10 protein-coding genes are annotated in these 13,300 nt (G+C 67.9%); 8 read left to right on the top strand and 2 right to left on the bottom strand.

Annotated features, from left to right (window positions below):
* Nucleotides 1-34: 34 nt before the first annotated feature.
* Both iolD and iolC read right to left on the bottom strand, forming a co-directional pair.
* Nucleotides 35-1,918, bottom strand: a complete 1,884-nt coding sequence (gene iolD, locus BT264_RS33255; protein ID WP_072444369.1) for a 3D-(3,5/4)-trihydroxycyclohexane-1,2-dione acylhydrolase (decyclizing) — start codon at nucleotides 1,916-1,918, stop codon at nucleotides 35-37.
* 45 nt (nucleotides 1,919-1,963) lie between these two features.
* Nucleotides 1,964-3,922: a bifunctional 5-dehydro-2-deoxygluconokinase/5-dehydro-2-deoxyphosphogluconate aldolase gene (gene iolC, locus BT264_RS33250; protein ID WP_072444367.1), complete on the bottom strand. Its 1,959-nt coding sequence runs from the start codon at nucleotides 3,920-3,922 to the stop codon at nucleotides 1,964-1,966.
* A 306-nt stretch (nucleotides 3,923-4,228) separates the two neighbouring features.
* On the opposite strand from iolC, the gene BT264_RS33245 reads away from it, so the two are divergent.
* The 8 genes from BT264_RS33245 to BT264_RS33210 all read left to right on the top strand — a co-directional run bounded on the left by BT264_RS33245 (nucleotide 4,229) and on the right by BT264_RS33210 (nucleotide 13,286).
* The gene (locus tag BT264_RS33245) at nucleotides 4,229-5,155 is read left to right on the top strand and encodes a sugar ABC transporter substrate-binding protein (RefSeq protein WP_072444364.1); all 927 of its coding nucleotides are present in this window, start codon (nucleotides 4,229-4,231) and stop codon (nucleotides 5,153-5,155) included.
* Between the two features lie 66 nt (nucleotides 5,156-5,221).
* Nucleotides 5,222-6,817, top strand: coding sequence for a sugar ABC transporter ATP-binding protein (locus BT264_RS33240; RefSeq protein ID WP_072444363.1), 1,596 nt, complete (start codon nucleotides 5,222-5,224; stop codon nucleotides 6,815-6,817).
* A 27-nt stretch (nucleotides 6,818-6,844) separates the two neighbouring features.
* Nucleotides 6,845-7,870, top strand: a complete 1,026-nt coding sequence (locus tag BT264_RS33235; RefSeq protein WP_072444361.1) for an ABC transporter permease — start codon at nucleotides 6,845-6,847, stop codon at nucleotides 7,868-7,870.
* A gap of 43 nt (nucleotides 7,871-7,913) precedes the next feature.
* Nucleotides 7,914-8,825: a sugar phosphate isomerase/epimerase family protein gene (locus tag BT264_RS33230; protein WP_072444359.1), complete on the top strand. Its 912-nt coding sequence runs from the start codon at nucleotides 7,914-7,916 to the stop codon at nucleotides 8,823-8,825.
* Nucleotides 8,826-8,885: 60 nt separating this feature from the next.
* Entirely contained in the window at nucleotides 8,886-9,899 is a 1,014-nt protein-coding gene (locus BT264_RS33225) for a bifunctional inositol 2-dehydrogenase/D-chiro-inositol 1-dehydrogenase (protein ID WP_072444357.1), read from the top strand.
* A 62-nt stretch (nucleotides 9,900-9,961) separates the two neighbouring features.
* Nucleotides 9,962-10,888 (top strand): TIM barrel protein, encoded by a 927-nt coding sequence (locus BT264_RS33220; protein WP_072444355.1) that lies wholly within the window; start codon nucleotides 9,962-9,964, stop codon nucleotides 10,886-10,888.
* Nucleotides 10,889-10,936: 48 nt separating this feature from the next.
* Nucleotides 10,937-12,109 carry a Gfo/Idh/MocA family protein gene (locus BT264_RS33215; RefSeq protein WP_072444353.1) on the top strand — a complete coding sequence of 391 codons (1,173 nt, stop codon included), beginning with the start codon at nucleotides 10,937-10,939 and terminating at the stop codon, nucleotides 12,107-12,109.
* A gap of 292 nt (nucleotides 12,110-12,401) precedes the next feature.
* Nucleotides 12,402-13,286, top strand: coding sequence for a MurR/RpiR family transcriptional regulator (locus BT264_RS33210; RefSeq protein ID WP_072444351.1), 885 nt, complete (start codon nucleotides 12,402-12,404; stop codon nucleotides 13,284-13,286).
* Nucleotides 13,287-13,300 lie beyond the last annotated feature (14 nt).

Below are 13,300 nucleotides of genomic sequence, written 5' to 3'. Positions count from 1 at the left end.
TTTCGCGGGGCGGGTGGGCAGGCAGCGCGCGGCATCAGCGCCGCTGCCGGGTCTTTGCGTCGAGATACGCGCGGTGCGCCTGCTCGACGCCGGCGCGCTCGGATACCTGCGGCACCGCGACTTCCCACCACGCACCGCCGTCGTCGGTCGTGCGCTTGTGCGTGGTGTCGATCACGAGCACATGGCTCGTCTTCGCCGCGCGCGCGCGCTTCATTTCGCTGCGCAGCTCGCCGACGTCGCGCACGTGCACGGCGTCGGCGCCCATCGCGCGCGCATGCATCGCGAAGTCGATCGTCGAGCGCGCGCCGCCTTCCGGCACGCAGTCGTCGAGCATGTTGTTGAAGCTCGCGCCGCCGCAATTCAGCTGCAGCCGCTCGATGCAGCCGTAGCCGCGGTTGTCGAGGATCACGACGATCAGCTTGCGGCCGAGCATCACGGACGTGGCGAGCTCGGCGTTGAGCATCATGTACGAGCCGTCGCCGACGATCACGATCACTTCGCGTTCGGGCCGCGCGAGCTTCGCGCCGAGGCCGCCCGCGACCTCGTAGCCCATGCACGAATACGCATAGTCCATGTGGTAGTTGCCCGGCACGCCGCTGCGCCACAGCTTGTGCAGTTCGGCCGGCAGCGTACCGGCCGCGCACACCACGAGATCGCCGCGCGCGCTGTCGCGCCCCGCGTCGGCCGCGGAGTCGCGCACCGCGCCGATCACTTCCGCGTCGTACGGCAGCGTGTCCTTCGGCACGCGCGTCGTCAGCTCGGTCACGCGTGCGTTCCACGCGGCGGCCTGGTCGCGGTTGGCGGCCGTCCACGCCGCGTCGGCGCGCCAGCCGGCCAGCGCGGCGGACAACTGGCCGAGGCCCGTGCGCGCATCGGCGACCAGCTGCCGGCCGCGTTTCTTGCCCGCGTCGAACGGCTGCACGTTCAGGCTCAGCAGCGTCGCGTCGCCGTAAAGCGCGTGCGAGCCGGTCGTGAAGTCCTGCAGCCGCGTGCCGACCGCGAGCACGACGTCGGCCTGCGCGGCCGCGCGGTTCGCGGCGGGCGAGCCCGTCACGCCGATCGATCCGAGGTTCAGCGGATGGTCCCACGCGAGGCTGCCCTTGCCGGCCTGCGATTCGGCGACCGGCACGCCGTGCGTGTCGGCGAACGCGCGCAGCGCGTCCCATGCCTGGCTGTACAGCACGCCGCCGCCGGCGACGATCAGCGGCTTCTTCGCGGCCTTCAGCACGTCGAGCGCGTCGGCGAGTTCGAGCGGGTCGGCCGGCGGCCGGCGCATCCGGATCACCGGCGGCGCGAAGAATTCCTCGGGCCAGTCGTACGCGAAGGTCTGCACGTCCTGCGGCAGCGCGAGGCACACGGGGCCGCACTGCGCGGGGTCGGTCATCACCTGGATCGCGCGCGGCAGCGCGACGAGCAGTTGCTCGGGCGACGTGATCCGGTCGAAGTAGCGCGTGACCGGGCGGAAGCAGTCGTTCGCACTGACGTCGCCCTGTTCGAAATCCTCGACCTGCTGCAGCACCGGGTCGGGCAGCCGCGACACGAACACGTCGCCGGGCAGCAACAACAGCGGCAGCCGGCCGACGTGCGCGAGCGCGGCCGACGTCAGCATGTTGGTCGCGCCCGGGCCGATGCTCGACGTCGCGGCCATCATCCGCTGGCGGAAATTCGCTTTCGCGAACGCGACGGCCGCGTTGGCCATTCCTTGCTCGTTGTGCGCGCGGAACGTCGGCAGCCGGTCTTTCTCGGCGTGCAGCGCTTCGCCGAGCCCGGCCACGTTGCCGTGGCCGAAGATGGCGAACACGCCGCCGCAGTACGGCAGGATCTCGGTGCGGCCGTCGGGCTGGACGACTTCGGCGCGCAGGGCGGCCAGGTAGCGCACGAGCGCCTGGCTGACGGTCAGTCTTACGGTAGAGGTCATGTCGGTCGGTGAAGAGAGATCGGGTGGATCATCGCGGGCGTCGCGTCAGGCTGCGGCGGCACGGGCGGCCGCGCCCCGGCGGCCGAGCCACGCGTCCACGAGTTGCGCGAAGTTGCCGGCGACCTCGTCGATCAGCGCCTGGTCGTCGATCCGGCCGGCGAGCCAGTTCAGCGACGCATCGGCCCACAGCGTGCGCCCGACCATGAAGCCCTTGACGATCGGGTTGGTCGCCGAGCGGAAGCTGTCGACCAGATATTGCAGCGGCTGGTTCAGCCCGAGGATCACCGCGCCTCGGCAATGCGGGTCGCGCTCGGCGATCAGCGTAGCGAGCCGCGCCCAGCCGTCGGCACTCAGCGGCGCGAGCTTCCACCATTCGGGCATCACGCCGAGGTTGTAGAAGCGCGCGACCGCACGCAGCACCGCATCGTCCTCGGTGCCGGCCGGCGTGACCGCGCGCGGCGGAATGACTTCCAGCAGCAGCTCGTTGCCGCTGGCGCGCGTGGCTTCCCACAGTTCCAGCACGCGCTGCTCCTGCGCGACGCGCAGGTCGACGTCGTCGTCGGGGTGATAGTGGACCAGGCACTTCACGACCTGCTCGGTCGGCCAGTGCGTGAGCGACGAGCCGACCGAGCGCGTCTCGTCGAAGCGCAGCGGCCGCGAACCCGGTAGCTCGACCGGACGGCCGACCCACCAGCCGCGCCCGGTGGCCGACGCGAGCGCGTCGCTGCCGTACGCGCCGCCGTCGATCAGCACGCCGACATGGCCTTCGATATGACGATCGCGCTCGACCTGTTCGGCCGCGCGCACGAGCAGGCGCTTCAGCGTCTTGATCCGCGCCTCGTCCGCGCCGGCCTGCACCGCGAGTTCGTAGAACTGGCTGCGATGGTCGAACGCCATCACGCACAGGTCGTCCCATTCGCGGCGCGGCACCGTGACGCGATGCAGGTGCGCGAGCGTGCGGTCCGCGTCGACCACGGGATTGCGGCTGCCGTCGAACCAGTGCGCGAGTTCGGCCGGCGTCGGCATCGCGGCCGAGCACGCATGGCGCGACACGACGATCGCGCCGCATGCGTTCGCGATGCGCGTCGATTCGGCCCAGTTACGTCCGCGCAGCAGCCCCGACAGCAGGCCCGACAGGAACGCGTCGCCCGCGCCGAGCACGTTGAGCACCTCGACGCGTTCGCCGAGGAAGGTCGGCGCATCGTCGATCCGCGCGGGGATGTCGCCTTCGATCACGCAGCAGCCGAGCGCGCCGCGCTTGACGACCAGCGTGGCGTTCGTGATCCCGCGCACCGCCTGCAACGAACCGATCAGGTCGTGCGGCACGCCGCCCGCGATCAGGAATTCCTCTTCGGTGCCGACCAGCAGGTCGAATTCGCCGAGCACCTGCTGCAACTGCCGCGTCACCTGCGCGTCGGGCACGTAGCGGTTCTCGCCCGCGCCGCGCGCGGTCAGCCCCCACAGCACGGGCCGGTAGTCGATATCGAGGATCCGCACGACGCCGTGGCGGCGCGCGTAGCCGAGCGCGGTCAGCGACGCCTCACGCGTGGCCGGCGTCGAAAGGTGCGTGCCGGTGATCGCGAGCGCGCGGCAGCCGGCGATGAAGTCCTCGCGGATCTCGTCGGCGCGCACGGCCATGTCCGCGCAGTTCTCGCGCACGAACAGCAGCGGGAACGTGTCGCGATCCTTCAGCCCGAGCAGCACCAGCGCGGTGAGGCGCTCGCGGTCGGTCTGCAGCTGGCTCGTGTCGCAGCCTTCGCGCTCGAGTGTCTCGCGCACGAAGCGGCCCATCTGCTCGTCGCCGACGCGCGAGATCATCGCGGTCTTGAGCCCGAGCCGGGCCACGCCGAACGCGACGTTGCCCGACGAGCCGCCGAGATACATCTGGAAGCTGCGCGCGTCCTCCAGGCGGCTGCCGTACTGCTGCGCATAGAGATCCACGGCCACGCGGCCGAGGCAGGCGAGATCGATGGGGCGGTCACTCGGAAAGTTCAGCAGGCTCATATCACGTATCACGCTCGCGGCCGGCGTTCGGCGTTGCCGGCAGTTTAGGGGACCGATCCTCCGGCGACGGTCCGCAACATGCGCTGCACGACGCGAGGCTGCCTGCCGCAAGGAATCGGGCTACGGACGCAGTCTAGACTTTTTGGAAATCCAGTTCCCTAGGTGAAATCACGTAGAAATAAATTTCCAAATTTTCGAGGAAGTGATCTACAGTTTCATCCGGATGCTTCAGTCCGTATCGGACTCGGCCCGGCGGCGCGCAACGCGCCGTCTTCCGCCCCCCGGAGATGAGGAGACAGATTGATCATGAAGACCAAGCTGATGGCCGTCGCGGCCGCCGCGATCCTGGCTGCGCCGCTCGCGCACGCCGAGAAGATCGGCGTGACGATGGCGTCGTTCGACGACACGTTCCTGACGATCCTGCGCAACAGCATCAACGACGCAGCGAAGAAGGACGGCGCGACGGTGCAGATCGAGGACGGCGGCAACGACGTCGGCAAGCAGTTGAGCCAGGTTCAGAACATGATCGCGCAGAAGGTCGACGCGATCATCGTGAACGCGGTCGATACCGACGCGACGCCGAAGATCACGAAGATGGTGACGGCGGCGAAGATCCCGCTCGTCTACGTGAACCGCAAGCCGGTCGATTTCGACAAGCTGCCGGCCGGCGTCGCGGTCGTCGCGTCCGACGAGAAGCAGTCGGGCACGCTGCAGGCGCGCCAGGTGTGCAAGCTGCTCGGCGGCAAGGGCGACCTCCTCGTGCTGATGGGCGAACTGTCCAACGAATCGGCGCGCGCCCGCACCAAGGACATCGAGGACGTGATCGCGACGAAGGACTGCTCGGGCATGAAGATCGTCGACAAGCGCGAAGGCAAGTGGAGCCGCACGCAGGGCCAGGACATCACGATGAACTGGCTGAGTTCCGGGACCAAGTTCGACGCGATCGTGTCGAACAACGACGAGATGGCGATCGGCGCGATCAACGCGCTGAAGGCCGCGCGCAAATGGACGCCGAAGACCGTCGTCGCCGGCATCGACGCGACGCCGGACGGCCTCGCATCGATGAAGAGCGGCGAGCTGAAGGTGTCCGTGTACCAGAACGCGATCGGGCAGGGCGCGCAGTCGGTTGCCGCCGCGTTGAAGCTCGCGAAGAAGCAGCCCGTCGACCGCTTCGTGAACGTGCCGTTCGAGCTCGTGACGCCCGAGAACATGAACCAGTACGCCAAGCACTGACCGGCTTTTCCGTTGAACTGCGCGGCCCGGCCTGGCCGGGCCCGCGCGACTTGTCGAGGAACGTCCATGTTTACAGCCAGGATCGCGCGCCCGATGGCCGGCGTCGACGCGCCGGCCGCTTCATCCGGAGGATCGCCCGGCGCATCCGGATCGTCCGGTTTGCCGGCTTCTGCCGCGGCCGACTGCGTGCTCGAGGTGCGCGGCGTCGGCAAGTCCTTTCCCGGCGTCGTCGCGCTCGACGGCGTGCAGTTCCGCGTGCGCCGCGGCACCGTCCATGCGCTGATGGGCGAGAACGGCGCGGGCAAGTCGACGCTGATGAAGATCATCGCGGGCGTCTACACGCCCGATCAGGGCGAGATCCTGATCAACGGCGAACCCGTCGTGCTGAACGGCCCGCTCGATGCGCTCGACCGCGGGATCGCGATGATCCACCAGGAACTCAACCTGATGCCGTACATGACGGTCGCGGAGAACATCTGGATCCGCCGCGAACCGAAGAACCGCTTCGGCCTGATCGATCACGCGGCGCTGCGCCGCCGCACCGCCGCGCTGTTCGAGCGGCTGTCGATCGACATCGATCCGGAAACCGACGTGCGCACGCTGACGGTCGCGAGCCGGCAGATGGTCGAGATCGCGAAGGCCGTGTCGTTCGACTCGGACGTGCTGATCATGGACGAGCCGACGTCGGCGCTGACCGACAAGGAAGTCACGCACCTGTTCCGGATCATTCGCCAGCTGCGCGAGCAGGGCAAGGGCATCGTCTACATCACGCACAAGATGAACGAGCTGTTCGAGATCGCCGACGAGTTCTCGGTGTTCCGCGACGGCAAGTACATCGGCACGCATGCGTCGAGCGACGTCACGCGCGACGACATCATCCGCATGATGGTCGGGCGCGAGATCACGCAGATGTTCCCGAAGGAAGAGGTGCCGATCGGCGACGTCGTGCTGTCGGTGAAGAACCTCGGCGTCGACGGCGTGTTCCGCGACGTGAGCTTCGAGCTGCGCGCGGGCGAGATCCTCGGCGTCGCGGGCCTGGTCGGCTCGGGGCGCTCGAACGTCGCGGAGGCGCTGTTCGGCGTCGTGCCGGCCACGTCGGGCGAGATCCGGATCGACGGCAAGCCGGTGCGGATCGCGACGCCCGCGCAGGCGATGAAGCACGGGATGGCGTTCCTGACCGAGGACCGCAAGGACAGCGGCTGCTTCCTGAATCTCGACCTGCTCGCGAACATGGAAGCGGCCGTGCTCAGCAACCGCTACGTGAAGTTCAATTTCGTGCAGCAGGCGCAGTTGAAGCGCGACTGCGAGGAAATGAGCCGGATGCTGCGCGTGAAATCGCCCGGGCTGCACGAGGAAATCCAGAACCTGTCGGGCGGCAACCAGCAGAAGGTGCTGATCGGGCGCTGGCTGCTCACGCAGCCGCGCATCCTGATCCTCGACGAACCGACGCGCGGCATCGACGTCGGCGCGAAAGCCGAGATTCACCGGCTCGTCAGCGCGCTCGCCGGCAAGGGCGTCGCGGTGCTGATGATCTCGTCGGAGATGCCGGAGGTGCTGGGGATGAGCGACCGTGTGATGGTGATGCACGAAGGGCGCATGACCGGCATCGTCGAACGCAAGGACGCCGACCAGGTCCGCATCATGGATCTCGCGTCGCGCTGAGCCGAAACAAGATTGGAGACAACTGAAATGGGCAACCTGAATCCGGTCGCGGACGCGCAGACCATGACAATCAAGACGCGGCACACGAAGTGGCCGCCCGAGCTGAGCATCTTTCTCGTGCTGGTCGGCATCAGCCTGTTCTTCGAGATCGTCGGCTGGATCGTCGTCGGCCAGAGCTTCCTGTTCAATGCCGAGCGGCTCGAGATCATCGTGCTGCAGATGGCCGTGATCGGCATCATCGCGGTCGGCGTGAACCTCGTGATCATCACCAGCGGGATCGACCTGTCGTCGGGGTCGGTCGTGGCGGCGGCCGCCGTCGTGTCGGCGAGCCTCGCGCAGGTGTCCGACTTCCCGCGCGCGGTGTTTCCGCACCTGACCGACCTGCCGATCGTCTGGCCGGTGCTGGCCGGCGTGTGCGTCGGGCTGCTGGTCGGCCTGCTGAACGGCTCGCTGATCGCGATGACGGGCATTCCGCCGTTCATCGCGACGCTCGGCACGATGGTCGCCGCACGCGGGTTCGCGAAGTGGTTCACCAACGGGATGCCCGTGTCGATGCTGACCGACCCGTTCGCGGCCATCGGCGCGGGCGCCAATCCGGTGATCATCTTTCTCGTGATCGCCGCGATCTTCCACGTCGTGCTGCGCTACACGCGCTTCGGCAAGTACACCTATGCGATCGGCGCGAACCGTCACGCGGCCGTCGTGTCGGGCATCAACGTCACGCGTCACCTGGTCTTCGTCTATGCGATCGCGGGCCTGCTGAGCGGGATCGCCGGCACCGTGACGGCCGCGCGTGCGATCTCGGGACAGTCGGGCATGGGCGTGATGTACGAGCTCGATGCGATCGCTGCGGTCGTGATCGGCGGCACGTCGCTGTCGGGCGGCCTCGGCCGCGTGACGGGCACCGTGATCGGCGTGCTGATCCTCGGCGTGATGACATCGGGCTTCACGTTCATCCGCATCGACGCGTATTACCAGGAAATGGTCAAGGGCGCGATCATCGTCGCGGCCGTGATCGCCGACCAGTATCGCAACAAGAAGAAGCGTCGCTGACCCTGCCTGTCCGACCGGAATCCGATATTGCCAAGGAACCCTGATGAAGATCGCACTGGACCCGTACATGATTCGCCACCTGCCGCTCGACCGGCTGCCGCACGCGGTGGCCGAACTCGGCTACGACCAGATCGAGCTGTCGCCGCGCGGCGATTTCCTCGACTGGTGGGTGATGCCGCGCGCGACGCGCGAACGCATGGCCGCGTTTCGCCAGGCGATGCGCGCGAACGGCGTCGGCCTCGCGTCGCTGCAGCCGATGTACCGCTGGGCGAGCCCGTTCGACGACGAGCGGTTATGGGCTGTGCGCTGCTGGAAGAAGGCGATCGAGGTCGCGGTCGAAATGGAGTGCGCGCTGATGGTGTCCGAGTTCGGGCGCGGCGCGTCGCCGGAGCGCTCGGTCGGCGAGCGGCCGGGCGCGAACCCGAAGGAGCTGTGCGAAGCCGCGTGGTTCCGTTCGATGGACGAGCTGCTGCCGATTCTCGAACGCGAGGGCATCGTGCTGTCGGTCGAGCCGCATCCGGAGGACTGGATCGAGCAGCTGCAGCCGGCGATCGACATCGTGACGAACCTCGGCTCGCCGTCGCTGAAGCTGTCGTATATCGCGCCGCACACGTTCTACTACGGCGACGACATGGCCGCGATGATCGCACAGGCCGCGCCGATCCTGGCGCACGTGCGCGTGGCCGACACCTTCGACCACCGCAAGAGCAGCCAGCTGCGCTACATCGTGAACCCGCCGGGTTCGAACCAGATCCGCGTGCACCAGCATCTCGACATCGGGCAGGGCGAGATCGACTGGGACGTGTTCTTCCGCGCGCTCGGCGCCGCGGGCTTCGACGGCGTGATGTCGTCGTGCGTGTTCGCGTGGGAGGACCGCGCGGAAGCATCGTCGCGCTACATGCGCGACACGATCCAGCGCTACGTCGATCGTCATTTCGATCGCACGGCGCGCTGAACGATTACCGACCGGCGCGGCACGGGCCGCGCCGCTGATGAAACGACTGGAGACTCCCGGATGACCTTGCAAATCGGCGTGATCGGCTGCGGCGCGATCGGCCAGGACCATATCCGCAGATTGACCCGCACGCTGTCCGGCGCGCGCGTCGTGGCCGTCAACGACATCGATCCGCAGCAGGCGCGCGATGCGGTGACGAAATACGGGCTCGATGCCGAGATCTACGGCGACGGCCATGAAGTGGTTGCGGCCGCCGACGTGCAGGCCGTGCTCGTCACGTCGTGGGGGCCGACCCACGAAGCGTTCGTGCTCGACGCGATCGCGCACGGCAAGCCCGTGTTCTGCGAAAAACCGCTCGCCGTCACGGCCGACGGCTGCATGCGGATCGTCGAAGCGGAAGTCGCGCACGGCAAGCGGCTCGTGCAGGTCGGCTTCATGCGGCCGTACGACGAAGGCTATCGCGCGCTGAAGCGCGTGATCGACAGCGGCGAGATCGGCGCGCCGCTGATGCTGCATTGCGCGCACCGCAACCAGTCGGTCGGCGAGCGCTACACGACCGACATGGCGATCACCGACACGCTGATCCACGAGCTCGACGTGCTGCGCTGGCTGCTCGGCGAGGATTACGCAAGCGCGCAGGTCGTTTATCCGAAGAAGACGCGCCATGCGTCCGCGCATCTCGCCGATCCGCAGATCGTGCTGCTGGAAACCGCGAGCGGCGTGCGCATCGACGTCGAGATCTTCGTGAACTGCCAGTACGGCTATGACATCCAGTGCGAGGTGGTCGGCGAGCAGGGCATCGCGAAGCTGCCGGATCCGCCGGCCGTGGGGCTCAAGCGCGCAGCGCGGCAATCGGTCGACATCATGACCGACTGGAAGGAGCGCTTCATCGCGTCGTACGACGTCGAGCTGCAGGCGTTCATCGACGGCGTGCGGCAGGGTGCGCTGACGGGCCCGTCGGCCTGGGACGGCTACGCGGCGGCGGTCGCGGCCGACGCCTGCGTGCGTGCGCAAAAGAGCGGTGCGGTCGAACCGATCGCGATGGCCGAGCGCCCCGCGTTCTATCGCGGCTGAACCGTGGCCGCGTCGCGACGACTCGTGCGGCCGTGCGCCGCTTTTCTGCCGGACTGACCAACATGACGATGAAGATTGGTTGCGCACCCTGCTGCTGGGGCGTCGACGACGTGAAGAACCCGCACCTGCCGCCGTGGCGGCACGTGCTCGCCGAAGCCGCGCAGGCCGGCTACTCGGGCATCGAGCTCGGGCCGTACGGCTATATCCCGCTCGAACTCGACGTGGTGAGCGCCGAGCTCGAGCGGCAGCGCCTGAGCATCACCGCCGGCACGATCTTCGACGATCTCGTGTCGCCGGAGAACCTGCCGAACCTGCTGCGCCAGACGCGCGAGATCTGCGCGCTGATCTCGCGGCTGCCGAAGCTGCCGACGCAGCACGGGCAGCGCCACGCGGCGCCGTACCTGGTCGTGATGGACTGGGGGCATGAAGAACGCGATTACGCGGCCGGCCACGCCGATCGCGCGCCGCGGCTGTCCGGCGAACGCTGGGCGCGGATGGTCGAGCACATCCGGCAGATCGCGACGATCGCGCGCGACGAGTTCGGCGTGCGCGCGGTGATCCATCCGCATGCGGGCGGCTACATCGAGTTCGCGGACGAAATCGACCGGATCGTCGCCGATCTTCCGGCCGACACGGTCGGCCTCTGTCTCGATACGGGCCACCTGTACTACTCGGGCATGGACCCGGAGGCCTGGCTGCGCCGCCATGCGGCGCGCGTCGACTACGTGCATTTCAAGGATATCGACAAGGCCGTGTACGACGCGGTGATGGGCGAGCACATCGCGTTCTTCGCCGCATGCGCGCGCGGCGTGATGTGCCCGATCGGCACCGGCGCGCTCGACTACCGGTCGATCCGGCACGCGCTCGACGACATCGGCTACGCGGGCTACATCACGATCGAGCAGGAGCGCGATCCGCGCAATGCGGGCACGAGCCTGCGCGACGTCGCCGCGAGCCGCGCGTTTCTCGCGTCGGCAGGCTTCGCATGAACATTCGCACTACCGAAACCCCGAACACGGACCAGGAACACCACCATCATGATTGACGGACAGATTCTGCTTGGACACTCGATTCGCTGGGGCATGGTCGGCGGCGGGCTCGGCAGCCAGATCGGCTACAGCCACCGGTCGGCGGCGCTGCGCGACGGCAGCTTCGAGCTGGTCGCCGGCGCGTTCGACATCGATCCCGAACGCGGCCGCCAGTTCGGCGTGAAGCTCGGCGTCGCGGCCGAGCGCTGCTATCCCGACTACGCGACGATGTTCGACGCCGAGGCGCGCCGCCCGGACGGCATTCGCGCGGTGTCGATCGCGACGCCGAACAACACGCACTTCGAGATCTGCCGCGCCGCGCTGAACGCGGGGCTGCACGTGGTCTGCGAGAAGCCGCTGTGCTTCACGACCGACGAGGCCGAGACGCTGCAGCGCCTGTCGGTCGAGAAGAACCGGATCGTCGGCGTCGCATACGGCTATTCGGGTCACCAGATGATCGAACAGGCGCGCGAGATGATCGCGCGCGGCGATCTCGGCGAGATCCGCATCGTGCAGATGCAGTTCGCGCACGGCTTCCACAGCGAAGGCGTCGAGGCCGCGAGCGCGGCCGCGCGCTGGCGTGTCGACCCGAAATTCGCAGGGCCGAGCTACGTGCTCGGCGACATCGGCACGCATCCGCTGTACCTCTCCGAAGTGATGGCGCCGGAGCTGAAGATCCGGCGGCTGATGTGTTCGCGGCAGAGCTTCGTGAAGAGCCGCGCGCCGCTCGAGGACAACGCGTTCACGATCATGGAATACGACACGGGCGCGATCGGCTACGTGTGGTCGAGCGCGGTGAACGCGGGTTCGATGCACAGCCAGAAGGTGAGGGTGATCGGTTCGAAGGCGAGCATCGAATGGTGGGACGAGCATCCGAACCAGTTGCGCTACGAAGTGCAGGGGCAGCCCGCGCAGGTGCTCGATCGCGGGATGGGTTACCTGCATCCGAATGCGTTGCGCGAGGATCGCATCGGCGCCGGGCATCCGGAAGGGCTGTTCGAGGCCTGGTCGAATCTCTACGCGCGCTTCGCGCTCGCGATGGACGCGGCCGATCGCGGCGACGCCGCGGCGCTGAAGGGCATCCGCTTTCCGGACGTCCACGCGGGCGTCGAGGGCGTCCGATGGGTCGAGAACTGCGTGCGTTCCGCCGACGCGGGCGGCGTGTGGGTCGACTATCGTTGAGCAGGGCAGGCCGGATGCGGCGCACTGCGCGCCGCTTCGCGCCGGCCGTCGGCGTCGATAGTCTCGGTAGACGCCCTAATCTTTACGACGCCGCGAGAGCGTTGGACAATCGTTTCCAGCCTTGCCGTGGAGCGTGTGCAGGTGATGATCGAGCGCGTGGGAGTGAAACGCGCGGCGCGGGCCGTGCCGCAAACGTGATTAAATTCGCCCTTCATGCATGTATCCAGGTGAGCCTCGGGCCGCATCCGTCAGCATCGCGCGCGCACCGGGGCCGTCAATTTCGCGCTATCCGATGAGTTCATCCGAGAAACCTCCCGCCACCGTCGAGCAGTTCCTGCAGCACCTGACGCAGGAATACGACAGCCTCAGCAATCGCCTGAAGGTCATTGCGCGCCACGTGGAAACGCATCGGGACCAGCTGGGCCTGGAAGGCATCCAGTCGCTCGCGGAAGCGTGCGGCGTGCAGCCGTCGGCCGTCGTGCGCTTCGCGAAGCATTTCGGCTTCTCCGGCTTCTCCGAGATGCAGCGGCTGTTCCGCGAAGGGCTTGCGCAGCAGATCGCGCCGGGGCGCGCATACAACCTGCGGCTGCGCGACGTGATCGAATCGGGCTCGTCGAGCCTGCAGCCCGAGCAGATCGCCGACGAATTCATCAAGGGCAGCATTGCCGGGATGCAGCAGTTGCGGCAGACGCTCGACCCGCAGGCGCTCGCGCAAGCCGTCGAGCTGCTCGCCGACACGCAGGCGATCTGGATCGCCGGCTCGCGGCGCGCGTTTCCGATCGCCGTGTATCTCGACTACGCGCTGCAGCACACCGACAAGCGCATCGGGCTGTTCAGCGCGCTCGGCAGCATGCATCTCGGGCAGATCCGGTCGGTGCGCAACGGCGACGTGATGATCGTCGTCTCGTTCATGCCGTATGCGGACGAGACCGTGCAGGTCGCGCAGCAGGCCGTGCAACGCGGCGCGCGCCTGATCGCGATCACCGACAGCCGGATGAGCCCGCTCGCGCGGGAGGCCGAGGTGACGCTGATGGTGCAGGACAGCGAGACGTTCGGGTTCCGTGCGCTGACGGCCACGATGGGCCTCGCGCAGAGCCTGTTCGTCGCGCTCGCGTACCGGCTCGAACTGTCGTACCTGCCGACCGCCGACGGTGCGCACGGCAAGAAAGCCGGCTGACGCGTTCTGCCGGC

Origin of the sequence: Burkholderia sp. NFPP32 (genome assembly GCF_900119325.1) — a bacterium.
GTDB classification, from domain to species: Bacteria; Pseudomonadota; Gammaproteobacteria; order Burkholderiales; family Burkholderiaceae; genus Burkholderia; species Burkholderia pyrrocinia_C.
Note: the sequence above shows the minus strand (reverse complement) of the source record. Positions and strands in the feature narration are given on the sequence as shown.

Bases quoted from the DNA above. Each gene is read 5' to 3' on its own strand.
- BT264_RS33210 (WP_072444351.1), top strand. From the start codon at position 12,402: ATGAGTTCATCCGAGAAACCTCCCGCCACCGTCGAGCAGTTCCTGCAG.
- iolC (WP_072444367.1), bottom strand. From the start codon at position 3,922: ATGAGCCTGCTGAACTTTCCGAGTGACCGCCCCATCGATCTCGCCTGC.
- BT264_RS33235 (WP_072444361.1), top strand. From the start codon at position 6,845: ATGGGCAACCTGAATCCGGTCGCGGACGCGCAGACCATGACAATCAAG.
- BT264_RS33230 (WP_072444359.1), top strand. From the start codon at position 7,914: ATGAAGATCGCACTGGACCCGTACATGATTCGCCACCTGCCGCTCGAC.
- BT264_RS33220 (WP_072444355.1), top strand. From the start codon at position 9,962: ATGACGATGAAGATTGGTTGCGCACCCTGCTGCTGGGGCGTCGACGAC.
- BT264_RS33245 (WP_072444364.1), top strand. From the start codon at position 4,229: ATGAAGACCAAGCTGATGGCCGTCGCGGCCGCCGCGATCCTGGCTGCG.
- BT264_RS33240 (WP_072444363.1), top strand. From the start codon at position 5,222: ATGTTTACAGCCAGGATCGCGCGCCCGATGGCCGGCGTCGACGCGCCG.
- BT264_RS33215 (WP_072444353.1), top strand. From the start codon at position 10,937: ATGATTGACGGACAGATTCTGCTTGGACACTCGATTCGCTGGGGCATG.
- BT264_RS33225 (WP_072444357.1), top strand. From the start codon at position 8,886: ATGACCTTGCAAATCGGCGTGATCGGCTGCGGCGCGATCGGCCAGGAC.
- iolD (WP_072444369.1), bottom strand. From the start codon at position 1,918: ATGACCTCTACCGTAAGACTGACCGTCAGCCAGGCGCTCGTGCGCTAC.